Source organism: Halobacterium sp. CBA1132, assembly GCF_001485535.1.
GTDB lineage: Archaea > Halobacteriota > Halobacteria > Halobacteriales > Halobacteriaceae > Halobacterium.
Map to the genome: position 1 here is coordinate 2,508,144 of NZ_BCMZ01000001.1, position 22,441 is coordinate 2,530,584.

The 22,441-nt window shown below is 67.7% G+C and carries 24 protein-coding genes; 13 read left to right on the forward strand and 11 right to left on the reverse strand.

Features of this window, described 5'->3' with window-relative positions; genetic code table 11:
• Positions 1–92 precede the first annotated feature (92 nt).
• The gene (locus AVZ66_RS13180; RefSeq protein ID WP_058984533.1) at positions 93–347 is read right to left on the reverse strand and encodes a hypothetical protein; all 255 of its coding nucleotides are present in this window, start codon (positions 345–347) and stop codon (positions 93–95) included.
• A gap of 51 nt (positions 348–398) precedes the next feature.
• Complete coding sequence (locus tag AVZ66_RS13185) at positions 399–1,064, reverse strand: DUF5518 domain-containing protein (RefSeq protein WP_058984534.1); 666 nt, start codon at positions 1,062–1,064, stop codon at positions 399–401.
• A 106-nt stretch (positions 1,065–1,170) separates the two neighbouring features.
• On the opposite strand from AVZ66_RS13185, the gene AVZ66_RS13190 reads away from it, so the two are divergent.
• Both AVZ66_RS13190 and AVZ66_RS16350 read left to right on the forward strand, forming a co-directional pair.
• A complete protein-coding gene (locus AVZ66_RS13190; RefSeq protein WP_058984535.1) occupies positions 1,171–2,934 on the forward strand; it encodes an excinuclease ABC subunit C in 1,764 nt (587 codons plus the stop codon).
• Positions 2,935–2,992: 58 nt separating this feature from the next.
• Positions 2,993–3,163 (forward strand): hypothetical protein, encoded by a 171-nt coding sequence (locus AVZ66_RS16350; RefSeq protein ID WP_157575671.1) that lies wholly within the window; start codon positions 2,993–2,995, stop codon positions 3,161–3,163.
• On the opposite strand, the gene AVZ66_RS13195 is transcribed toward AVZ66_RS16350, so the two are convergent.
• The 3 genes from AVZ66_RS13195 to uvrB all read right to left on the reverse strand — a co-directional run bounded on the left by AVZ66_RS13195 (position 3,164) and on the right by uvrB (position 6,922).
• On the reverse strand, positions 3,164–3,598 hold the full coding sequence (locus tag AVZ66_RS13195; RefSeq protein WP_058984536.1) for a universal stress protein: 435 nt from the start codon (positions 3,596–3,598) through the stop codon (positions 3,164–3,166).
• 1 nt (position 3,599) lies between these two features.
• A complete protein-coding gene (locus AVZ66_RS13200; protein WP_058984537.1) occupies positions 3,600–4,685 on the reverse strand; it encodes a sulfite exporter TauE/SafE family protein in 1,086 nt (361 codons plus the stop codon).
• 173 nt (positions 4,686–4,858) lie between these two features.
• Entirely contained in the window at positions 4,859–6,922 is a 2,064-nt protein-coding gene (gene uvrB / locus AVZ66_RS13205; protein WP_058984538.1) for an excinuclease ABC subunit UvrB, read from the reverse strand.
• Between the two features lie 106 nt (positions 6,923–7,028).
• Here uvrB and AVZ66_RS13210 point away from each other — a divergent pair, with 106 nt between their 5' ends.
• Together AVZ66_RS13210 and AVZ66_RS13215 are read left to right on the forward strand one after the other, a co-directional pair.
• Positions 7,029–8,216 carry a PQQ-binding-like beta-propeller repeat protein gene (locus AVZ66_RS13210; protein WP_082678848.1) on the forward strand — a complete coding sequence of 396 codons (1,188 nt, stop codon included), beginning with the start codon at positions 7,029–7,031 and terminating at the stop codon, positions 8,214–8,216.
• A 75-nt stretch (positions 8,217–8,291) separates the two neighbouring features.
• The gene (locus tag AVZ66_RS13215) at positions 8,292–8,567 is read left to right on the forward strand and encodes a hypothetical protein (protein ID WP_058984540.1); all 276 of its coding nucleotides are present in this window, start codon (positions 8,292–8,294) and stop codon (positions 8,565–8,567) included.
• A gap of 54 nt (positions 8,568–8,621) precedes the next feature.
• On the opposite strand, the gene AVZ66_RS13220 is transcribed toward AVZ66_RS13215, so the two are convergent.
• Positions 8,622–10,277 (reverse strand): DNA-directed DNA polymerase II small subunit, encoded by a 1,656-nt coding sequence (locus tag AVZ66_RS13220; protein ID WP_058984541.1) that lies wholly within the window; start codon positions 10,275–10,277, stop codon positions 8,622–8,624.
• An 85-nt stretch (positions 10,278–10,362) separates the two neighbouring features.
• Here AVZ66_RS13220 and AVZ66_RS13225 point away from each other — a divergent pair, with 85 nt between their 5' ends.
• Positions 10,363–11,142, forward strand: a complete 780-nt coding sequence (locus AVZ66_RS13225; protein ID WP_082678849.1) for a S26 family signal peptidase — start codon at positions 10,363–10,365, stop codon at positions 11,140–11,142.
• A gap of 57 nt (positions 11,143–11,199) precedes the next feature.
• Here the strand turns inward: AVZ66_RS13225 and AVZ66_RS13230 are convergent, their stop codons facing one another.
• Positions 11,200–11,472, reverse strand: coding sequence for a hypothetical protein (locus AVZ66_RS13230; RefSeq protein WP_058984542.1), 273 nt, complete (start codon positions 11,470–11,472; stop codon positions 11,200–11,202).
• Positions 11,469–11,843 carry a helix-turn-helix domain-containing protein gene (locus tag AVZ66_RS13235; protein WP_082678850.1) on the reverse strand — a complete coding sequence of 125 codons (375 nt, stop codon included), beginning with the start codon at positions 11,841–11,843 and terminating at the stop codon, positions 11,469–11,471. The genes AVZ66_RS13230 and AVZ66_RS13235 overlap by 4 nt, the downstream gene beginning before the upstream one ends.
• A gap of 157 nt (positions 11,844–12,000) precedes the next feature.
• Here AVZ66_RS13235 and AVZ66_RS13240 point away from each other — a divergent pair, with 157 nt between their 5' ends.
• Entirely contained in the window at positions 12,001–12,519 is a 519-nt protein-coding gene (locus tag AVZ66_RS13240) for a DoxX family protein (protein WP_058984720.1), read from the forward strand.
• A 13-nt stretch (positions 12,520–12,532) separates the two neighbouring features.
• Complete coding sequence (locus AVZ66_RS13245) at positions 12,533–12,841, forward strand: hypothetical protein (protein WP_058984544.1); 309 nt, start codon at positions 12,533–12,535, stop codon at positions 12,839–12,841.
• A 166-nt stretch (positions 12,842–13,007) separates the two neighbouring features.
• On the opposite strand, the gene AVZ66_RS13250 is transcribed toward AVZ66_RS13245, so the two are convergent.
• Positions 13,008–14,501, reverse strand: coding sequence for a Cdc6/Cdc18 family protein (locus AVZ66_RS13250; protein ID WP_058984545.1), 1,494 nt, complete (start codon positions 14,499–14,501; stop codon positions 13,008–13,010).
• Between the two features lie 1,044 nt (positions 14,502–15,545).
• Here AVZ66_RS13250 and AVZ66_RS13255 point away from each other — a divergent pair.
• The 5 genes from AVZ66_RS13255 to AVZ66_RS13275 all read left to right on the forward strand — a co-directional run bounded on the left by AVZ66_RS13255 (position 15,546) and on the right by AVZ66_RS13275 (position 20,092).
• A complete protein-coding gene (locus AVZ66_RS13255) occupies positions 15,546–16,190 on the forward strand; it encodes an Era-like GTP-binding protein (protein WP_058984546.1) in 645 nt (214 codons plus the stop codon).
• Between the two features lie 6 nt (positions 16,191–16,196).
• Positions 16,197–16,589 (forward strand): DUF2073 domain-containing protein, encoded by a 393-nt coding sequence (locus AVZ66_RS13260; RefSeq protein ID WP_058984547.1) that lies wholly within the window; start codon positions 16,197–16,199, stop codon positions 16,587–16,589.
• Positions 16,589–17,437, forward strand: coding sequence for a Zn-ribbon containing protein (locus AVZ66_RS13265; RefSeq protein ID WP_058984548.1), 849 nt, complete (start codon positions 16,589–16,591; stop codon positions 17,435–17,437). The genes AVZ66_RS13260 and AVZ66_RS13265 overlap by 1 nt, the downstream gene beginning before the upstream one ends.
• A gap of 265 nt (positions 17,438–17,702) precedes the next feature.
• Positions 17,703–19,172 (forward strand): MATE family efflux transporter, encoded by a 1,470-nt coding sequence (locus tag AVZ66_RS13270; protein ID WP_058984549.1) that lies wholly within the window; start codon positions 17,703–17,705, stop codon positions 19,170–19,172.
• Between the two features lie 143 nt (positions 19,173–19,315).
• Positions 19,316–20,092, forward strand: a complete 777-nt coding sequence (locus AVZ66_RS13275) for a hypothetical protein (RefSeq protein ID WP_058984550.1) — start codon at positions 19,316–19,318, stop codon at positions 20,090–20,092.
• 17 nt (positions 20,093–20,109) lie between these two features.
• Here AVZ66_RS13275 and AVZ66_RS13280 read toward each other — a convergent pair whose 3' ends face one another.
• Both AVZ66_RS13280 and AVZ66_RS13285 read right to left on the reverse strand, forming a co-directional pair.
• Complete coding sequence (locus AVZ66_RS13280) at positions 20,110–20,688, reverse strand: hypothetical protein (protein ID WP_058984551.1); 579 nt, start codon at positions 20,686–20,688, stop codon at positions 20,110–20,112.
• A gap of 303 nt (positions 20,689–20,991) precedes the next feature.
• The gene (locus tag AVZ66_RS13285; RefSeq protein WP_058984552.1) at positions 20,992–21,429 is read right to left on the reverse strand and encodes a DUF2391 family protein; all 438 of its coding nucleotides are present in this window, start codon (positions 21,427–21,429) and stop codon (positions 20,992–20,994) included.
• Between the two features lie 325 nt (positions 21,430–21,754).
• Between AVZ66_RS13285 and AVZ66_RS13290 the strand changes: the two genes are divergently transcribed.
• The gene (locus AVZ66_RS13290) at positions 21,755–22,432 is read left to right on the forward strand and encodes a class I SAM-dependent methyltransferase (RefSeq protein ID WP_058984553.1); all 678 of its coding nucleotides are present in this window, start codon (positions 21,755–21,757) and stop codon (positions 22,430–22,432) included.
• Positions 22,433–22,441: the final 9 nt, after the last annotated feature.

Sequence of the window (22,441 nt, forward strand, 5' to 3'; positions counted from 1 at the left end):
CACGCTACCACCACCGGGAGGACAGTCTGCATGGTCGGGCGGTCGCGGTACGTAGTGAAGTGTCTTGCTGGTGCCTGCAGCCGCTGCGAACGCTACACGCGGTCGTCGGGGTCGTGGGAGTCCCGCATCCGGCTGGCTTCCTGTCCGTACCGCTCGCGGTCCTCGGGGTCCTCGACGGGTTCGAGGTCGCCGACGTCGGCGTCGACGGCGGCGGTGGGGTCGCCGGCGTTCAGCGAGCGCTGCTTGCGGAGCACGCGCTCGCCGTCGGCGGTCGCGTACACGAGGTTCAGCAGCCCCTTGTCGGTGTACTCGCGGAAGACGAGCCAGACGCGCTCGGTTTCGGGCATACGCGGAACTTCGACGGCCCGTGGTTCAAGTGTGGCGGTTCGGGCACCCGACTACGCGAGGAAGCCGCCGAGCAGCCCGCCGATTGCGGCGACGACGACGTCGGCGACGACGGTCACGAGCGCGACGACGAGGACGAGGACGGCCACCGTCGGGACGCCGGCGACGACCGCGCCGACGGCGACCGCGCCCCAGAAGACGTACGCGGGCGCGCCGAACAGCACGCCGACCAGCGCGCCGGCGAGCAGCGAACTGCGGTCGGTGAGGTAGCCCGCGACGGCGCCGCCGCCGGCTTGCGCGAACGGGACGAACGCGAGCGCGGTCGCGAGCACGGCGCCGAGCAGGGTCGCGTGCCAGCGCGGCGGTCGCAGGTCGGCGGCGACGCGCTGGCGGACGCGGCCGCGGTACCGGTAGAACCACGCGCCGGCGACGACCAGGAGGACGCCGGTCGCGACGAGGCCGCCGCCGGCCCACGTCGCAATCCCGTGGACGGCATCCACGAGCGCGGGTTCGGAGAGGCCGAACGGCTGGTCGCCGTTCGCGACGGCTTCGGCGGCGAACTCCTCGGCGAACGTTCGGTCGATGGTCGCGACAATCACGCCGAGCCACGCGATTACGAGGCCTTCGACGGCGAGGAGGGCGACGAGCAGGTAGTCGAGTAGCTGGTCGTAGAACACCGAGGATTCGGGGTCCGAGGTGGATTCGGAGGGCGTCGTCATCGTCGGAGACAACTCGGCCGGCGTGGGTTAAGTTCGCCGGTGGTTCGCACGCCGAGCGACGCCGGGACCGCGCAGTTGAAAGTCGCCGCGGCCGTAGCGCGGACCGATGAACGCGGAGGCTGTCCGGGCGCGCGCCGGCGAGCTGCCGACGGAGCCCGGGGTCTACCAGTTCCTCGAACGGCGGGACGGGGACGACGTCGTGCTCTACGTCGGGAAGGCCGTCGACCTGCGGGACCGCGTGCGGTCGTACGCGGACCCGAGGAGCCGGCGCATCGGCCGGATGGTCGAACGCGCGGACGCAATCGACTTCGCGGTGACGGACACGGAGACGCAGGCGCTGCTGTTGGAGGCGAACCTCGTGAAGCGCCACCAGCCGCGGTACAACGTCCGCCTCAAAGACGACAAATCCTACCCGCTCGTGCAGTTCACGGGCCACGCCGCCCCCCGAATCGAGGTGACCCGCGACCCCGAGGAGGGCGCGGCGGCGTACGGCCCGTACACGGACAAGGGCGAGGTGGAGACGGTGGTGAAAGCGATTCGGGAGGTGTACGGACTGCGGGGGTGCTCGGACCACAAGTACCGGGGCCGCGACCGGCCGTGTCTGGACTACGAGATGGGGCTGTGTTCGGCGCCCTGCACGGGCGAAATCAGCGAGGGCGAGTACGCGGCGGACGTGGAGGCGGCCGAGCGCTTCTTCGAGGGGGAGACGGGCGCGCTCGCGGACCCCATCGAGCGCGAGATGGAGCGGGCCGCCCAGTCCCGGAACTTCGAGCGCGCGGCGAACCTGCGGGACCGACTGGACGTCGTGGAGGGGTTCCACGGCGGCGCTGGCGCGGCGGTCGCGAACAGCGACGACACAGCGACGACAGACGTGCTGGGCGTGGCCGTGGAGGGCGAGGACGCCACAGTCGCGCGCCTGCACGCCGAGCGCGGGCAGCTCGTGGAGCGCGACCAGCACCATCTGGACGCGCCCGACAACGAGGACCCGGCGGACGTGCTGGCGGCGTTCCTCGTGCAGTTCTACGCGGAGCGTGACCTCCCGGACCGCCTGCTGTTGCCCGAGCGCCACGGCGACGACGACGTGTCCGCGTGGCTCGACGAGGCGGGCGTCGAGGTCACGGTGCCGGGCGCGGGCCGGGACGCGACGCTCGTGGACTTGGCGCTGAAGAACGCCCACCGACGTTCGGGGGATAGCGACGAACTCGGCGCGCTCGCGGACGCGCTCGGCATCGACCGGCCGACCCGCATCGAGGGATTCGACGTGAGCCACGCGCAGGGGAGGGCTGTGGTCGGCAGCGACATCTGCTTCGTCGACGGGAGCGCCGAGAAGGCCGACTACCGCCGGAAGAAACTCGACGACGAGAACGACGACTACGCGAACATGTACCGGCTGCTGCGGTGGCGCGCCGACCGCGCGGTCGAAGCTGAACGTGCCGGCGGGGACGCTGGCGACGACCGCCCGGACCCCGACCTGCTGCTCGTCGACGGCGGGGAGGGGCAACTTGGGGCGGCCCGGAAGGCGCTCGACGACGCCGGCTGGGACGTGCCGGTGGTCGCGCTGGCGAAAGACGAGGAACTCGTGGTGACCGAGTCCCGGACGTACGACTGGGACGACGACGCCCCGCAGTTGCACGTCCTCCAGCGCGTGCGCGACGAAGCCCACCGGTTCGCGGTGGCGTACCACCAGACGCTGCGCGACGACGTGGAGACGACGCTGGACAACGTCGACGGCGTCGGCCCCGAGTTGCGCAAGCGGCTGCTGCGGCGGTTCGGCAGCGTCGAGAGCGTGCGCGAGGCGTCCGTCGAGGACTTGCGGGACATCGAGGGCGTCGGGGCGGCGACCGCGGAGACCATTGCGAGTCGGCTGTAACTAACCTTCGAGAACGTCCATGACATTTATTGACGTGGGGAGAGTACGTCCGCGTGTGATGAGCTACGACGACGGACGTCGAGGGCGCATCGAGGAGGAAACGGACCGCGCCAGCGACGGGACACCCCCTACAGGGCTACTCCGATCCGTCGTCGCGCGGTTCACCCGACACGTACGAGAGTGGCCGAGTCGGTACGTCGACCAGCAGGCGGCCGTGTACGAGCGGTAGCTACGACTCGATTCGGACGGTCATCACCGGCGCCGGCGACGTGCGAACGACTTTCTCCGTGACGCTGCCGACGAGGTAGTGGTCGATACCCGTGCGGCCGTGAGTCCCCATCACGACCACGTCGACGTCCTCGGCTTCGACGTAGTCGACGATGGCTTCGTGAGGAACACCCTCGACGACGGCGCACTCGACGGCGATATCGTCGGGGAGAGAGGCGACAGTCTCGTCAGCGTCGGTCTCCGCTCGGTCGCGCTCGCCTTCCGCCCACGCGTCGGCTGCGAGGCCCGCGCTCGGCGTCTCGAAGCGGTTGCGCTCGTCAGCGACGGCGAGCACGTGGACGGTGGCGTCGTACGCTCGCGCGAGCGTCGCGGCGTGCTCTGCAGCCGCCGCGGTCCCCTCGCTGCCGTCGGTCGGGAGGAGGATGCGCTCGTACATCTCAGAACCCCCCCGTGGCCATCAGGAACAGCGCGATAGAGATGATGGCGAACAGGCTGCCGACGCCCTTCTTGATGGTCTCCGTGTCCAGCGCGGCGGAGACGTACGGCGCAATCTGACCGCCGAGGGTCGCTGCGGGTACCGTCCAGACGACCATGTTCCACGGCGTCGTCGAAAGGTCCATGGCGTGCCCGCCGACCAAGCCGCCGCCGAAGACGTGGACGAGCGACGCGATGATGGCCGTGGTCGCGACGACGATGTGGTTGGTGCCGATGGCGACCCGGACGGGAATCTTCGAGGAGAGCATCGAGATGATACCCAGTTCGCCGATGCCGAATCCGGCGAGCCCCTGGAAGGTGCCGCCGACGCTGTAGTTGGCGAACCGCCGGAGGTAGCCCGAGCGGTCGTACTCGTAGGTGTTGCCGTCGCGGTCGACGCGCGTGACGGCGCCGTCCTCGGTGCGGACGCCGGCGGGCCCGAGCTTGTCGGCGTCGTCGGGGAGGTTCGAGCCGCCGTCCGCGGCTGCTGCGGCGTCGCTGTCCTCGTCGGCGCTGTCACCGTGCCCGAGATCGGCCTTGAACAGGAGGTACGACGCCGCCAGCAGCGCGACCCCGAGCAGCGCGTGGAACACCGGCTCCGGGATGAAGAACGACAGCAGCGCGCCGCCGACGACGAACGGCAGGCCGCCGAGCACCAGCGACAGCGCGAGTTTGCGGTCGACGAGCCCGTACTGGACGAACGCGATGGAGGAACTGGAGAGCCCGAAGGACTCGCTGATGAGCCCGATTTTCACGAGCGTCTCCGCCTCCAGCGGCGCGGCGAACAGCGGGTAGACGAAGATGAGGAACGGCACGAAGATGGCCGACCCGCTGATGCCGACGGTGTTGACGATGGTCGCCCCGGTGAGGAACGCGGGGAACAGCCACCAGTAGTTCGTCCAGTAGCCGGGCGCGGGGTCTGCGGGCGCGAACGGCCCGAAGTAGACGCCCGCGACGAACAACACGGGTGCGAGGAAGACGAAGACGTGCTGGTACTTGAGGAACGTCTTGGTGACGCGCGCAGTCGAGGACCCGTCGGCGTCGGACACGTCAGCTTGCACCCCGCGTCGGCGGCTGAATCGGGTGTCCGGGCTGAACGCGTCCACTGACGCTCTGTGACATCATTGCCCCGCTCTATCCGGCCAGTGACGGAAAAAGGTTCGCGTACGCGAGAGAAACGCGTACTCGCTGGCCCGTCAGGCGGGGGTGCGAAGCGGTCCGCCTACCACTCGCCGGGTTCGGGCGCGACGCCCTCGTCTTCGGGGTCGCCGCCGTCGAGGTCGTACTCCTCGCGGAGTTCGCGGATGCGGTCGCGGATGTCCGCCGCGAGTTCGAACTCGAGGTTGCTCGCGGCGTCGTCCATGCGCTCCTGTAAGTCCTCGACGAGCACAGCGGCCTCCTGCTCGTCGCTGGGGCCGTCGCCCGCGACGTCGGACGTGTCCGTCTCCGCTCCGGGGAGGTTCATGTCGCCGACCTCCTTGTCGATGGTCGTCGGCGTCGTGCCGTGCTCGTCGTTGAACTCGCGCTGGATGCGGCGGCGGCGCTGGGTCTCCTCGATGGCGTCCCGCATCGCGTCCGTGCGCTCGTCGGCGTACAACACGACCTCGCCGTTGACGTTGCGGGCAGCCCGCCCCATCGTCTGCACGAGGCTGGTCTCCGAGCGAAGGAACCCCTCTTGGTCGGCGTCCAGAATCGCCACGAGGCTCACCTCGGGGATGTCCAGTCCCTCCCGCAGGAGGTTGATGCCGACGAGTACGTCGTACTCGCCGAGACGCAGGCCGCGCACGAGTTCGTGGCGTTCGAGCGTGTCCGTCTCGTCGTGCATGTACTCGACGGCGACGCCCGCCTCTTCGAGGTACTCGGTGAGGTCCTCGGCCATGCGCTTGGTGAGCGTCGTCACGAGCACGCGCTCGTCGTCGGCGACGCGGGCGTCGATGCGGTCCATCAGGTCCTCGACCTGGCCCGTGGCGTCGGCGATGTCGATTTCGGGGTCGACGAGGTGCGTCGGGCGGACAATCTGCTCGACGACCTGCGCGGACTGCTCGCGCTCGTAGTCGCCGGGCGTCGCGGAGACGTACAGCGTCTTGTCGGTCTTCTCCTCGAACTCCTCGAACGTCAGCGGGCGGTTGTCGTAGGCGGTCGGGAGGCGGAAGCCGTTCTCCACCAGACTGTCTTTGCGGGACTTGTCGCCCGCGTACTGGCCCTTGATTTGGGGGACCGTTCGGTGAGACTCGTCGATGACGGTGAGGAAGTCGTCCGGGAAGTAGTCGAGGAGCGTGTAGGGGGCGTCCCCGGGTTCGCGGTCCGAGAGGTACACCGAGTAGTTCTCGATGCCCGAGCAGTAGCCCGCCTCGGCCATCATTTCGAGGTCGAACGTGGTGCGCTCCTCGATGCGCTGGGCGGCGACCATGTCGCCGTTGCGCTCGAAGTGCCGGACGCGCTCGTGCATGTCCGTCCGAATCTTCTCGATGGCCTCCTCCATCTCGCTCTCGGGCACCGAGTAGTGCTCCGCTGGGTGGAAGAGGACGGCCGGCTCCTCGCTCTCGACGGTCCCCTCGAGCGGGTCAAGTTTCGCCATCCGGTCGACCTCGTCGCCCCAGAACTCCACGCGAACGGGATAGCGCCCGTACATCGGGAACACCTCCACGGTGTCCCCCCGGACGCGGAACGTGCCCTGCGTGAAGTCCACGTCGTTGCGCTCGTAGTTCAGGTCCACGAGCCGCCCCAGGAGTTCGTCGCGCTCGATTTCCTGGCCGACTTCGAGGCGGAGGCTCATCTCCTCGTAGTTGTGCGGGTCGCCCAGCCCGTAGATGGCCGAAACCGACGCCACTACGATGACGTCGTCCCGAGTCAGCAGCGAGCGCGTCGCGGAGTGGCGCAGGCGGTCGATTTCGTCGTTGATGGAGGCGTCCTTCTCGATGTACTTGTCCGTCTGCTCGACGTACGCCTCCGGCTGGTAGTAGTTGTAGTAGGAGACGAAGTACTCGACGGCGTTGTCCGGGAATAGGTTCCGCAGTTCCTCGTAGAGCTGGGCCGCGAGCGTCTTGTTGTGCGCGATGACCAGCGTCGGCTGCTGGAGCTGCTCGGCCACCCACGAGACGGTGTTGGTCTTCCCGGAGCCCGTCACTCCGAGCAGCGTCTGTGCGTCGGCGCCGTTCTCGAACCCCTCGACCAGCTGCTCGATGGCGTCGGGCTGGTCGCCCGCGGGGTCGAACGGCGCGTCCACGCGGAACGGCACGTCGGCCTCCGGTCGGTCCGGCTGAAGTGGCCCGCTGGCGTCGCTCATTATCTGATAGTAGGCGTGTAGCCACTTCAGGGGCTCGCCCCTGCACCACTGCAGCGCGTGTGACCCGTCACCAGACACTTGGGAGCGCCGTGCGAAGCGGGCGCGTATGCCCTCCAGACGCGACGTCCTGAAGGCCGGCGGATTAGCCACCGCTGGCGTGCTCGCGGGCGGTGCGGCGCGGTACGGCGCGTGGTCGCCCGCGCCGCTGTCGGCGCCCGCGGGGACGTGGCTGCAGCCGCGGTACGACTACGAGAACACCGGTCACAATCCGGAGGCGACGCCGCCGACGGACAGCCCAGACGTGGCGAGAATGTACGACGCTCCGGGCGAGGCGTTCTCGCTCGCGGCGGGCGTGGGGAATCTCTACGTCGGCAGCGAACACAGCGTCGCCGCGTTCGAGTACGGGAGCGAGACGCCGCGCTGGGAGCGCACCGCTGGCGGCCGCTGGCTCGCCGTCGGGAGCGACGTGGTAGTCGCCGCCGGAGAGGGGGAAGCGGCGGCGTTCGCGGCGACGAACGGCGAGCGGCTGTGGCGGCGGAACCGGGACGCGTACGCCTACGACGTGCTCGTGGACCGCCGGACCGCGTACGTCGGCTGGAACGACGCGCTGGCCGCGTACGACATCGGTTCGGGCGAGCCGCGGTGGCGGCTGTCGGCCAGCGACGCCGCGTTCGCGGGGTTCGACGGCGGCCGGCTGCTCGTCGCGGAGTCCGGTCTCGACGCGTACGAGCCGCGGGGCGCACTGCGCGGGGTTCTCGCCGACGGTCCGCGTCGCGCGTGGGCGTCCCGCGGCTTCTACGACGCCGACTACCCGGTGGTCGCGGGCGGCTACGCGCTGGTCGGGAGCGGCGGCGGCCCGCCGGGCGCGACCAGCACCGTCACCGCGGTGACGTCGGGCGGCGATCAGGAGTGGCGGACCGAACTCGGGAACAACGCCGGGAACATCGCGAGCGACGGCGAGCGCGCGTACGCCGTCTCGATGCGGTACGGCGACTCCGAGGGCGGCGTCCAGTACGCGGACACGACGACGCTGCACGCGCTCAGCGTCGACTCCGGCGACGAGCAGTGGTCGTTCCAGCGGACGGGGTGGTTCGTCGCCCCCGTCGTCGCCGACGGCACGGTCTTCGTGGGTGAGCGCGGCGGTCCGAACGGGAACGGGAACCTCCACGCGCTCGACGCGGCGACCGGGGAGCACCGGTGGACCGACGAGTCGACCGACGGCGTGAACGTGCTCGTCGCCGTCGGGGAGACGCTGTACGCTGGGACGGGACGCGGCGTGCTGGCGTTCGAATAGCGGACGCCCCCAGCGTGGTCGGCGAGTTCGCGCGGTAGCCACACCTATTTCTCGGGCGCGTCCCACACTCCAGGTATGGTACGCGAAGACCTACGCGCGGCGAGCGACCACCTGCGGGCGGCCGCGGTCGCCGCCGCCGACGCGGAACAGGAGGAACGGCTCTACGACCAATCCGACTCGCTTGCGGAACTGGCGACGGCCGATGACGGCCCCGATCACGGCCGCCTCGCGCGCATCACGCACACGCTCGACGACCTCGCGAGCGCCGTCGAGGACGACGACGCCCGAGAGAGCATCGCGGACGCGAAAACCAGCGTCGAAGCCTACCGGGAGACCGTCGACGGCGTCTGAGCCGGCGGTTTTTCTGGATGGCGCGCGTTCGCGGAGGCGGCGTGAAAACTACGACTACGAGAACTTCCGGACCGTCACGTCAAGCGTGTCCAAGTCGAGGATGGGCGCGGTGGCGACGTCGGGGTCGATGTTGACCGACTTCTGGAACTCCGTCTGGTGTTGCCAGCACCCGGAGTTGACCATTCGGACGTTGTGGTAGCCGCCGACGCCGAGCTTGTGGACGTGGCCGGTGTGGAAGACGTCCGGGGCCTCGTCGATGACGAGGAAGTCCTCTTTCTCGGGGGCGACCCGGGTGCGGCCGCCGAACTGGGGGGCGACGTGGCGTTTCTTCAGGAGTTGCTCCATCGCCCGGTGGGGCGCGTCGTAGGAGATGTCGTCGCCGGGGTACTCGGCGATGATTTCGTCGATGGAGACGCCGTGGTACATGAGCACGTCGACGCCTTCGAGCGTGACCGTGGAGGGGTTGCCCGTGAACCGGGCGTCGTGAGCGCTCATGATGTCCCTGAGTTCCTCGTCGAAGGCCGGCTGGGGTTCCGCGAGGCGGACGGCGTCGTGGTTCCCGGGAATCATCACGATCTCCATGTCCCCGGGGACGTCTTTGAGATGTTCGGCGAACGTCTCGTACTGGTCGTAGATGTCGACGATGTCCAGTTCCTCGTCCTGGTCGGGGTAGACGCCGACGCCCTCGACCATGTCGCCAGCGATGAGGAGGTACTCCACGGAGTCGGCTTCCTCGGTGTGGAGCCAGTCTGCGAACGCGCTCCACGCGTCGGCGGCGAACTCCTGGCTGCCGACGTGGACATCGGAGACGAGCGCGGCCTGCACGTGGCGGTCCGCCGTCGACGGGCGGTGCGTGCGCGGAATGTCCGGGAAGTGGAGGTCGTCCGCGAACAGGATGCCGCCGTCGTCGGAGATGGTGCCCTCGACGGCGATGACTTCGTCCGTGAGGAGTTCGTCGACGTGGGCGGCGATGTCGCGGTCTTTCATCACGAGCGTCGGGAAGACGCCGTTCGTGTCCTCGACTTCGACGAGCCAGTGGCCGCTGGCGGTCGAGCGGATGTCGTTGACCATGCCGACGACGGCGGCCTCGCTGCCGCCGGGCATCGAGTCGAGGGCGTCCGTCGGGCGGTGGTTGACACGCCCACGGAGCTTTTTCGAGAGGCGGTCGTAGCGGTCGCGGAACGTCGCGACGAAGTCGGCGTACTCGCCGGTTCCGGTCGACTCGCCGGTGATGTCACCGTCGATTTCGACGCTTCGTTGAGAGTCGTCGCGGGCCTCGCGGCCGTCCCGTCGCCCCGCCGCATTCCGCCCTTCGTCCACCCCCATTGTTTCAACTGGAGGGGATGTCTCCGTCTGTGGAATATCGCGAGAAGAGTCTCCAGTCGAATTGTTGGTGGAGGTGGTCGGGTCGGTCCGGTCAGTCGTCTCGGCAGTGGTCGACGCGTTCGAGGTCTCCGCCGCATCCGTGGGAGCGGTCGGGTCCTGGGAATCTGCCCCGTCCGCAGGAGTACTCGGCGCCGCGCCGTCGAGCACCCCGCGAACGTGGTCAGTGGTTAGCGTCAGCGCGTCGTCGGGCGCGGCGTCGACCGCGCGCTCGACCGCGGCAGCGGGGTCGCTCGCCCGCGCGAGCAGCGTCACGGCCTCGCGCTCCGCGTTGTACCCCCGGCTGGTGAGCTCGCGGACGACCCGGACCGGAGGTTCTCGTGGCACACCACGTCAGCACGGCGAGCGCGAGCAAAAGCATGGCGGTCCGCGAGGGGAAAGTTGAAACACCGGACCAGCGAACTCCGAGTAGATGACCAACGGCGACGACGTGCCCGACCCCCGCGGCGGCCCGCGGGCCGCGCTCGTCTGGTTCCTCCGCACCGACCACGGCGCCGTGATGTTCGTCCGCGAAGCCGCCAGCAGCGCGCTCACCGTCGCCATGGTCGGCCTGCTGTTGTTCTCGGTCAGCGGCGTCTGGCCGCCGCTGGTCGCCGTCGAGAGCGGCAGCATGCAGCCGAACATGGAGAAAGGCGACCTCGTGTTCGTGATGGAAGAACAGCGGTTCGCCCCCGAGTACGCCACCGGCGACACCGGCGTCGTCACTCACGCTGACGCCACCGGCCACGACTACCGGCAGTTCGGCGGCTTCGGGGACGTCATCGTCTACAAGCCGTACGGGAACGCGCGGGAGACGCCGGTGATACACCGCGCGCGCTTCTGGGTGGACGACGGCGAGAACTGGTACTCGAAGGCCGACCCAGAGTACGTCGACGCCAGCAGTTGCGACGAACTCCGGAACTGTCCCGCGCCCCACGCCGGCTTCATCACGAAGGGCGACAACTCGGTGACCAACGACTACTACGACCAGACGCGGGGCATCTCCAGCCCCGTCAAGCCCGCGTGGGTGAAAGGGACCGCCGAATATCGCGTTCCGTACCTCGGCTGGGTGCGGCTGACGTTTGCCGGTACTCTCACGCCGGGCACGGCGACTGCCGACACCGAAGCGGTGGGCGGAGTCGAACCGTCACCTGCGGACACGAATTCGACTTCGGGGAACGCGTCGGCCGTCGCGCTCACGCCGCTGACGTGAGAGACAGTCCCGGTTCGCGAGGAAGAGAGGGTCGTCTTTTCGCGCGTGCATCATTCACTAGTCGACGTACAGCGAGTAGACGATGACCGCGAATCCGACGGCCGTGAGTGCGCTCTCGGTCAACACCGCGAGCGTGCGCTCGACGGCGAGCACTTGGTCGGCGAGGCCCGCCAGCAGCGACCCGAGTGTCACGAACCCGAAACCGATTGCGAGCGACCGCAGCGCCGGCGACCCGGTGCGCTTCCACGCCTTCAACGCGAAGTACGTGACCGCACCGCCGAGCGCGAGCGTGATTGTCTTCAGCGCAACGAGTGTCAAGTAGTGTGTCATGTCTCTTTGCTCACCTCCGCCCAGAGCGTTTCGAGGCGCTCGTCCGTGGACTGCGACGGCCGCGTGACGCCGACGTCGAGCGTGCGCTCCTCGTCGAGTTGGATGACGACCTCCTCGAAGACGAGGTCGTACTCCGTCGTGTGGTGGCCGTCCGGCTGGAGGACCGCCCGCTCCTCTAAGAGCGCGGCGTCAGTGAGGAGTTCGAGTTTCCGGTAGGTCGTCGACAGCGGGATGTCACACGCCTCCGAGAGGTCCTTGGCCGCCATCGGTTCGTCGAGCGCCTCGATGATGCGTCTGCATCCCTCGTCGTCCAAGGCGTCGAGAACGGCCTGGAGTTCGGGAGCGTCGTCGGTCCCGAGCGGAGCACGCATCACTCCGTCTCTCGGCGGTACGGGGAGTTAACTGGTCGTCCGATTTTCAGAGTCCGGGAACGTCGTTCTCAGATTCTGGGAACGCGTTCCACGTCGCTGGAATCGGAGGCGCGGTTATACGGGTCGCGCGGCTACCTCCACACGTGAGGTGATGGGAATGTCATACGACGCGGCTACCCCCTTGAGGAACGACGTCAATTTCGAACTCTCGGGGCCGTGGGCGACGTACTGGGTCGCGATGCTTCGCGTGCTCACCGGCTGGTGGTTCTTCCACTCCGGGCTCGGAAAGCTCCTCGACAGCGGACTGAACTTCGGGGCGGCCGGCTATCTGCAGGGAATGAGCGGTACGACGCTCGGTCCCCTCGCGACGTTCCTCGCCGGATTCCCCGACCTCCTCGGCGCGCTCGTCCCGCTCGGAGAGACAGCCATCGGGCTCGGGCTCATGCTCGGCGTGCTCGTGCGCCTCGCGTCGTTCTTCGGCGTGTTCTTCATGAGCCTGTTCTTCGTCGGGAACGGCAGTTTCGCGCACGGACTCGTCAACAGCGACCTGATGGGGATGCTGTTGTTCGTGACGATGATCGTGTTCGCGGCCGGCCGCTACTACGGTCTCGACGCCCTCATCGAGCGCACCGAGTTCGTCCAGAACCGCCCGCGGCTGAAGTACCTACTCGGCTAGGAGGTGACATAACATGCAATCCAACGACGTCGACCTCGCGGACAGGCTCGCGATAGCGCTGAGCGGCGGCTTGCTGCTGCTCGGCGTCGTCGTCACCGGCCTGCTGGAATCGCTCGACGGCGCGCCCCGCGGCGCGGCGCCCGTGACCAACGACGCCGGCGAAGTGATAGCACAGCCGACCATCGACCCGAACATCCGGACGGCGCTGGTCGTCGCGGCGCTGCTCGTGTTGCTCGTGTACGCGCTCTACCGGGTCGCCGTCCCGCACGTGGGCACCACGAACTCCGGCGAGCCGACCACTGAGTCGTACCCGAGCGACTGAGAACAGAGAGCGGGAACCGACCGTGCGACTCCCCTTTTGCGGGAAGCGTGACTGAGACTCCGCTTTTGCTGCTCGGTTCGAGAGTGTTTCGAGTGGACGGCCGTCGCTGCGCTATCGTCGTGTGTGGACGGGAAACGAAGGGGGTCGGAAACCGTGGAACGGGCGCTCAGTTGTCGAAGCGCGCCTGCACGAACGGCGTGACGTTCTCGATGTCGCTGAGCCGGGAGTCGGCTTCGAGGACGGCCTCGGTCTCCTCGACGGGCACCGACAGCGAGATTTCCTTCGTGCGGCCGTACCGGCCCTTCGAGACGACGACGGCGTTCACGATGCCGAGCATGTCCAGTTCGCTGATGAGGTCGGTGACGCGGCGCTGCGTGAGCACGTCCGCGTCCAACTCGTCGCAGAGCGTCTTGTAGATGTTGTAGACCTCGCCCGTGTTCACGTTGTGGACGCCGTTGTCTTCGAGGAGGAGGATGGCGTACAGGACGAGTTTGGACTGTGTGGGGAGCGTGCGCACGACCTCGACCACGCGGTCGAGTTCGATCTTGTCCTGCGCGCGCCGCACGTTCGCCTCGGTGACCGAGTCAGACTGGTCGCGCTCGGCGAGTTCGCCGGCGGTCCGGAGGAGGTCGAGCGCGCGCCGTGCGTCCCCGTGCTCTTGGGCAGCGAACGCCGCGCACAGCGGAATGACGTCCTCGGAGAGCGCGTCCTGCTTGAACGCCACCTCCGAGCGGTGCTGGAGGATGTCGCGGAGTTGGTTGGCGTCGTACGGCGGGAAGACGATTTCCTCCTCGCCCAGCGAGGATTTGACGCGCGGGTCGAGGAAGTCCGTGAACTTCAGGTCGTTGCTGATGCCGATGATGGAGACGCGGGAGTTCTCCAACTCGGAGTTCATCCGTGAGAGATTGTAGAGCGTGTCGTCGCCGGACTTCTCGACGAGTTTGTCGATTTCGTCGAGCATGATGACCGCGACGCGCTCGACGTAGTCGACGGCCTCGAAGAAGCGCGCGTACACGCGGTCGGTCGGCCACCCAGTCATCGGGACGTCGTCCATTTCTGACTTCTCTTCGAGCAGCGCTTCGATGCGCTCGTCGACGGCTTCTACGGAGTCGAAGTCGAGGTGGTCGTCGTTGTCGTCGTCGGATTCGAGGGCGCTCGGGTTGTCCTCAGCGGCCTCCCGGAGTTCCTCCAGTTCCTCGACGCGCTGATCGATGAACTCGCGGTTCTGCTCGATGAACGTGTTCGCGAGCTGCGCGAGCACGCGGTACTGGGTGTCCGTGACCTCGCAGTTGATGTACTCGACCTCGCAGGGGACGCTGTACTTCTGGGAGGTCTTCTCGAGTTCCTGGCTGACGAACTTCGCGCTCGCGGTCTTCCCAGTCCCAGTCTTCCCGTAGATGAGGATGTTCGACGGCGTCTCGCCGCGCAGCGCGGCGACGAGAATCGTCGCCATGTTGTTGATTTGGTCTTTGCGGTGGGGGAGTTCGTGCGGCGTGTACGACGGCCGCAGCACTTCCTTGTTCTCGAAGATGGGTTCGCCGCTGAGCAAGTCGTCGAACAGTCCCTCGTCGCCGTCCTCGTCTTCGAGGACGTCGTCGAGGTCCACCTCGAAGTCCCGGTCGGCGGTGCGTCGGCCGTCCGTCGTCGGTTCGTCAGACATGATTTGCGGTGCCCCTTCGTTTCGTGTGGAGAGCGCCGCGCGGAGAGAGGAAGCCACAGACCGGCGCGAACGGGGCGTTCGAGGCGGTTCAGTGACCGGGCGCTCCAGTTGATGCAGATGAACTAATGGAAACGAGAGGGACTAATAAGTTTCGATGGGGTCGAGCGAATGACGAAGTATCGAACACTGAATCGGTGGTGTCGAGCCCGAGAGTGAGAAAGTGACCGAGATGGTCGAATGGGAGGACACCACCGCTTGGAGATTGAAATTGGAGATTAGAGCTCGGAGATTGGGGTTCGCTCGGGCCACGTCGAGGAGAGTGTCGGAAACTCCTCGGACCGTGTTCGGGGACGAGGTCGGAGGTCGGGCATGGAGGTCCGGCATGGACGCCGCGGAGGGGAGTGTTTCGGGTGCGTGGTTCAGACTCACACTGAGTCTCGCGGGAGCGAACGAGCGGATCGAAGGGGTGGCTGAGGGGTGGTGGGAAGGAGTTGCATCCGAAACAGGGGGGTTGGGATGGGGGACAGGGGTCCGCCCCCCACCCCTTCGTTTCGAGTGGAACGGCAGAACAGCCCCGGGGGAGGGGCCACAACGAGAGTTAGCTCTAGGGAAGAGAAAACACTAAGTGATATACTCAGAAACAGTAACCGCAATATAGCCTAAACCGGATTTTGAGAGTGTGGTCTGGTCTAGGACTAGTGACGTTCCCGCTGGAAACTCCCGTTCTGTCGCGGTCGTCCCACGGCGTCTCCTGTTTCCACTCGAAACGAAGGGGTGGGGGCCTGTCGACCTATCCTGCTAGCACACCTCACGGATCCTGGCCGACTATGGCCTGCTCCACACTCCTCACGAATCCCTCATCCCACTCCTCGTTCCCTGCTGACATTCCACCCCCTCCCTTCGCGTCGAACCGTCGTGGAGCGCACTCTCCTCTCTCGGGGGTGTGTCTGACGTAAGTTTAAGTCTACTCGGCGGTTCTACCGCAGCAACCGTTCGTATCCTGCGTCAAGCATACAAGGTGCGGGGTGCGTATGGAGGTTAAGGATGGGACTGTTCGCAGAACTCAGAGACAGCATCTCACGGGTGTCGGCGAGCCTGTTTGCCGACGACTCGGAACCGAAACGAATCGGGATTTACGGCCCGCCGAACGCCGGCAAGACCACGCTCGCGAACCGCATCGCTCGCGACTGGACCGGCGACGCGGTCGGCCCGGAGAGCCACATCCCGCACGAGACGCGCCGCGCGCGCCGCAAGGAGAACGTCGAAATCAACCGCGACGGGAAGACCGTCAACATCGACATCGTCGACACGCCCGGCGTGACGACGAAAGTCGACTACTCGGAGTTCCTCGAGCACGACATGGAGAAAGACGAGGCCGTGCGCCGCTCCCGCGAAGCCACCGAGGGCGTCGCGGAAGCGATGCACTGGCTGCGCGAGGACGTCGACGGCGTCATCTACGTGCTGGACTCCACCGAGGACCCGTTCACGCAGGTGAACACGATGCTCATCGGCATCATCGAGAGCCGGGACCTGCCGGTGCTCATCCTCGCGAACAAGACCGACCTCGAGGGCTCGAACATCCAGCGCGTGTCGAACGCGTTCCCCCAACACGAGACGATTCCGCTCTCCGCGCTGGAGGGCGAGAACATGGACGAGGTCTACGAGAAGATCGCGGAGTACTTCGGGTGACCCACGATGCCTGAAACCACGAGCGAAGACGGACCCGGTGACGGCGTCCAAATCGACCTCATCAGCGCCGAACGGATGTCCGGGAAGACGTCCATGGAGAAGATTCGGATGATTCTGGACGGCGTCCGCGACGGCAAAATCGTCGTTCTGGAGGCCGGCCTCACGCCCGACGAGGAGTCGAAACTCATCGAGGTGACGATGAGCGAAATCAACCCGGACGGCTTCTCCGGCATCGAAATCGAGAGCTTCCCGCAGTCCGAGACCAGCAACACCGGCTTGCTCGGCCGCTTGATGGGCAAGCAGTCGACGTCGAAGCTCACGGTCGTCGGACCGGCGAACCAGATTCAGTCCCTCCACAAGGACGAGACGCTCATCAGCGCGCTCGTGTCACGCAAGTAATGCCGCACCAGTGTACGAACTGCGGGCACGTCTTCGCGGACGGCTCCAAGGAGATGCTGTCCGGGTGTCCCGACTGCGGCGGGAACAAGTTCCAGTACCACCCCGGCGAGGTCGAGGACTCCCAGCCAGCGGACCCGCCGGCGGACGCCGACTCGCCGGACCCGCCCGAACCCGAGGGCGGGTCGGTCGCGGGCGCGGTCGGCCGCGCGGCGAACAAAGTCCGGGACGCCGTGACCAGCGATCCCGACCCCGCAGCGCGTACGACGGGCGACGACGCCGACGCCGATACTGATGCTGTAGACGCTTCCGCGTCCCCCGACGCGGCGGATACTCCGAGCGCTGGTGAACCGTCGAACAGCGCCGACGCCGATGTCGACGCCCCTGCATCCGAACCGGAGGCGGCCGCGGACGACGCCGCTGCATCTGAATCGGAAGCACCGGCGGCCGTCGACGAGGCCAGTGCTGCCAGCCCCGACGCACCCGAAACGGGGGGCGAGTCGGCTGGCGCAGACTCTTCGGAAGCCATCGACGCGGACACCGCGACCGACAGCGAGGACGCCGCGCAGGCGGACGCGCGCAGTTCCGTCGTCGACACCGACTCGCTGCCAGACGCACCCTCCGAGGGGCGCGTCGTCAAGGAACCCGACGACTCCGAGGACCGTCCGGGCCTCGAAGACCTCCGGCAGGAACTCAACGACCAGTTCGAATCCATCCGCATCGTCGCGCCCGGACAGTACGAACTCAACCTCATGGAGCTGTACGACCGCCAAGAGTACATCATCGCGCTCCAAGAGGACGGCCAGTACGTCATCGAAGTGCCGGACGCGTGGGAGACCGAAGACGAGTAGCTCCCGCGAGCAGTCCCGACTCCATCCTCACTCGTTCTTCGGATCCTATTCTCCGACTCCATCCTCACTCGTTCTTCCGACCCCATCCTCACCCGCCCTTCCGACTCCATCCTCACTCGTTCTTCCGACCCCATCCTCACCTGCCCTTCCGACCCCATCCTCACCTGCCCTTCTGACCCAACCTTTTCGACTCCGTTCTTTCGAACCCACGATAGGTTGCCGCCTGCCGAAGTTGTTTTCCGCGGCGACGAGACGCTCCGAGTAGATGAGTCTGCGTCGCCGCGCGGAGGCCCTCGTCGCCGCGTTTCCCGCGCTGCTGGCTCGCCTCGGCCTCGTCGACCGCCGGAAAGGCGAGGAGGCGTTCAACCTCGCGCTTCCCGCGATGGTGACCGGCGGCCTGCGCACCGTGCTCCGGACGACGGACTTCCTGATGGTGAGCATCGCCGCCGGCGACGTCGCCGTCGCCGCGCTGGAGTTCGGGTTCCAATACTACTTCATCCCGTTCGGCCTCGCGCTCGCGCTCACCAGCGGCACAATCAGCGTCGTCTCACGGCTGAAGGGAGCGGGCGAGGACGCGAAAGCGGACTTCGCCATCAAGCAGTCGCTGTGGCTCTCGCTGCTCGTGTCGGTCCCGCTCACGCTCGGCGCGTGGCTGTACGCCGACCCGCTCGTTGGACTGCTCGCCAGCGACGCGGAGACGGCGGCGCTGGGCGCGGACTACCTCCGCGTGGTGATGCTGTCGGTCGTGTTCCGGTTCTGGAGCATGATCGCTGCGCGGGCGCTCGCGGGCGCCGGCGACACCCGCACGCCGATGTACGTGCGCCTCGTGACGCTACCGACGAACGTCGCGTTGAACGCGCTGCTCATCTTCGGGCTGTTCGGGTTCCCGAAACTCGACGTCGTCGGCGCGGCGTGGGGGACCGCTGTTGCGAACGCGCTCGCGGGCGTCGTCTTCTTCGCCGTGTTGCTCTCCGGGCGGTGGAGCGTCACGCTGCGACTCCGCGGCAAGCAGTGGGACTGGGGCGTCGCCCGCGAAATCGTGCGCGTCGCGCTCCCGCTGGCGGGCACGCGCCTCTCGCGGACGTTCGGCCGGTTCCCATTCCTGTTCGTGCTCGGCGTGCTCGGCACGCCCGTGGTCGCGGCGTACGCCATCGGCCGGCGCGTGATGTTGCTGGCGCTGATGCCGGCGTGGGGGTACTCGACGGCGTCCAGCACGCTCGTCGGGCAGCGCCTCGGCGCGGGCGACCCCGACGAGGCCGCCGACTACGGCTGGCAGACGCTGCGCATCGCGCTCGTCACCCAGTTGCTCATCGGCGCGGGCATTTTTCTCGCGGCGACACCCATCGCGCAGGCGTTCGGGGCGACCGACGTGGGCCTCACGGTGACGTTCATCCGCGTCTTCGGGCTGAGCGTCGCCGGCTTCTCCGTGTCGCGCACGCTCCGCGGCGGCCTCCGCGGCGCTGGCGACACCCGCTGGCCGTTCTACGGCGCCGTCGCGGGCACGTACCTCGTTCGGCTCCCGCTGGCGTTCGCCGCGCTCCCCGCGAGTTTCGCTGTCGGGCCGTTCGCGCTCGGGCCGCTCTCGATTCCCGCCGTCTCGCCGGGCATGGGTCTCGGGCTGACGGCCATCTTCGCGGCCATCCTCGGGGACATGTACGTGCGCGCGGCCGTCAACTTCGTGCGCTTCAAGTCCGGGGCGTGGCGCGCGTACGGCGTGAAGACGCCCGCGGAGTGACCGACGGCTCGCGGCCGCGAACGCCCGCAATTTAAGTCGCCGCGGGCGAACGCTCGGGTATGAGCACTGCAACGAAGTACGTCGCTGCGACCGTCGGCCTCGCGGCCGTGCTGGGGCTGCTAATCGCCGTCAACGTCGCGTAGATGTTCTCTGAGCGCGACCTCTCGGGCGAGCTCGCGGCGGTCCGGGAGGCGTACGCGCCGGACGCACTCGTCCTCGACTGCGAGAAGGACTTCCAGACGCTGCCACCCGAGCACCGCGACGACCTCGCGATGCTCACCGAGTCGCTGTCGCCCAGCGAGTACGACGCCGAGTGGCTCCCCGAGGACGCCCCGGAGATTCTGTCCCGTCTCGCGTCGACAGACTTCGTCGTCGGCGCGCCCGGCGACGGCGCCGTCGCGTGGACCACACAGACCGACCCGCCGGTCGTCTTCGTGAAGGCGCGCATCGAGGGGACGCCCGAGGCGTTCGCGGAGTTCCTCATCGCGGAAGCCCTCGTGGAGGCGGGACTGGACCTCCCCGAGCAGTTCCTCGGCTTCTTCGGGGAGCGGTACCGCGCGTTCGACGACGCCGTCGACGCCGACCCGACCTCCGTCTACCAACTCGCGTCGGCGTGCTGCGACGCCTACTGTGGTCTCCACACGCGCGAGGAGTTCGAGACGTGGGCCGACGACTACCCCGGCCTCCACGAGGCGTGGGTGGACGCAGGCGAGCGCGTCACCGGCCGCATCGACGGCCTCCCGCAGGAGATTGCGCGCGGCGAGACGTCGTTCTCGGAGGCCGCGGAACTGGCGTGCAGCGCGGTCAAACACGATGTCGACCTGCCGGCGCCGTTCGCGGCGCTGGACACGCTCTCGTACCGCCGTCACGGCGCGAGCTACGCGGTGACGTGGGCACAGAAAGTCTTCGACGCGGAGTAGCGCGGCTGTTCTGCGGCTCAGTAGTCGGCGGCGACGTCGCCGCTCTCGTCGAGTTCGACGACCACGTCGCTCTCCGCGCGGAACGCGTCGAGCGTGTCGTCGTCGTGGACCTCCCGGGAGACGTGGACGAGCGCGACGGCGTCGTGTTCGTCCAGCAGGTCGCCGAGTCGCTGCAGGGCGTCGAGCGCGCGGTCCTCGTCGGCGTAGTACGCCAGTTCCGTCAGGGAGTCGAAGCTTACGCGGCGCTTGCCGGGGTTGTCGGTGAGGAACTGGTCGACGGCCGCGAGGATGCCGTCGACGTCGTCGGGCGCGGAGACGTAGTGGATGTGGCTGGCGCCGCGGCGCGAGTAGCCGCGGTCGACGGAGAGCGTGTCCAGAATCTCGGCGCTGTCCTCGTCGACGTCGTAGTACTCCAGTTTCTGCGTGACCTCGCGCGCGGTGGTTCGCGTGGAGACGACGAGGAAGTTGTCCGTGTCCGTCTTCAGGAAGTCGGTGTCCATGCGGTCGGTCTCGCCGGTGCTGGGGTGGAGCAGCAACACGACGGTACCGCCCGGGACGGAGTCGGGCGCTCCGTCGATGGCGAGGTCGTAGTCCATACCGCAGGAAAGCGTCTACGCGGTCTTAACCTTCGGGGTCGGGGAGAGAAGTGGTGTTCAGGTGAGAAACATCCAGCAGTAGCGTTGTGGGGAACCGCTGAAAGCCCTCGGCTGTCTCGGCTCCCGCGGCTCGCTGCGCGCGTTCGCTCGCGTTGCTCGCTCTCGTGCTTGCGTCGCCGGGGTTCGCCGAGACGCCTCGCCCTTTCAATCCACCAGGAGACCGGTTGATTCATCGGCTGATGCTGACTGGGAGTACACTTTCATCCGAACATCGTGGAGGGAAGGACCAGCGCCGCTGGTGCTTCAGAACACGCTGTCGGCGGTCGCGGCGCCGACGACGCTGAAGATGGCGCCCACGCAGACGGCCTTCGCGGTGAGCGCCGCGATGTCCGGGAGCGCGGTCCCGAGTTCGAGCTGCCCGGCGAACGTCGTGGGCGCGGTGACTGCTATCGCGAGCACGAGCACCGAGCCGTAGGAGACGCCCATCAGGGAGACGAACCGAATCGGGACGCCGGCGACTTCGGCCTCGCGGTCGGGGTCGCGGTCGTCGTCGGCCTCGTAGAGCGCGCCGTAGCCGATGGCGAACACGACGACGACGGTCGCGAGCACGTGGAACCACTGCATCCGGCTGGCGAGCAGCCACACCTCCTCGGTGACGACGAACGGCCCCGCGAGCAGGAAGCCGCCGACGACCTGCTGGGCGGTGTCCGCGACCCGGTAGCGTTTGCTTCGGCCGACCATACCGGCCAGTCGTGGACGCCGGGGAAAACGTCTGCGGGTCTCGGAGCGGCAGTGTTCAGATAAGCAGCGATAACTGGAGCTGTTGGCGTTGCCTTTTGAAAGCCCTCGGCGTTCTCGACTCCCGCGACTCGCTGCGCGCGTTCGCTCCCGCTGGTCGCTCACGTGCTTGCATCGTCGGGGTTCGTCGAGAACGCCTCGCCCTTTCGATCCGCCAGGAAACCGGCTGGAGCGTCGGCTGGAACTGCGAACGGATGCGTCCTTATCTGAACACCACCCTCGGAGCCGTCCCAGCGGGTTTTTGCCCGGGCCGGTCGTCGCGTCCACCATGAGCGTTCGCGAGGAGTTCGACGAGTGGGCGGCGTCGGGCCGCGACAAGGGAATGGAGGACCGCCACTGGCACACCGCCAAGCACGTGCTCGCGCGGATGCCCGTCGAGGCCGACGACTACGTGCTCGATTTGGGGACCGGGAGCGGGTACGCGCTGCGCGCGCTCCGCGAGCGGGGCATCGCTCGCGGCTACGGGCTCGACGGCGCGCCGGAGATGGCGCGCAACGCCCGGTCGTACACCGACGACGACCGAATCGGCTACGTGGTCGGGGACTTCGGGAGTCTGCCGTTCGCCGACGACAGCGTCGACCACGTGTTCTCGATGGAGGCGTTCTACTACGCCAGCGACCCCCACGAGACGCTCGAAGAGATTCGGCGCGTCCTCGCGCCCGGCGGGACGTTCTACTGCGCGGTGAACTACTACGAGGAGAACGTCCACAGCCACGACTGGCAGCAGAACATCACCGTGGAGATGACGCGCTGGGCCAAGGCCGAGTACCGCGAGGCGTTCCGGGACGCCGGCCTGCACGTCGCCGAGCAGGACAACGTCGCGGACCGCGACGTGGAAATTCCGACAGCCTCGGAGTTCCCCTACGAGGGCTTCGAGACGCGCGAGGACATGGTCGAACGCTATCGCACGTACGGGACGCTGCTGACCGTCGGCGTCGCGCCCTGACTCGGCGGA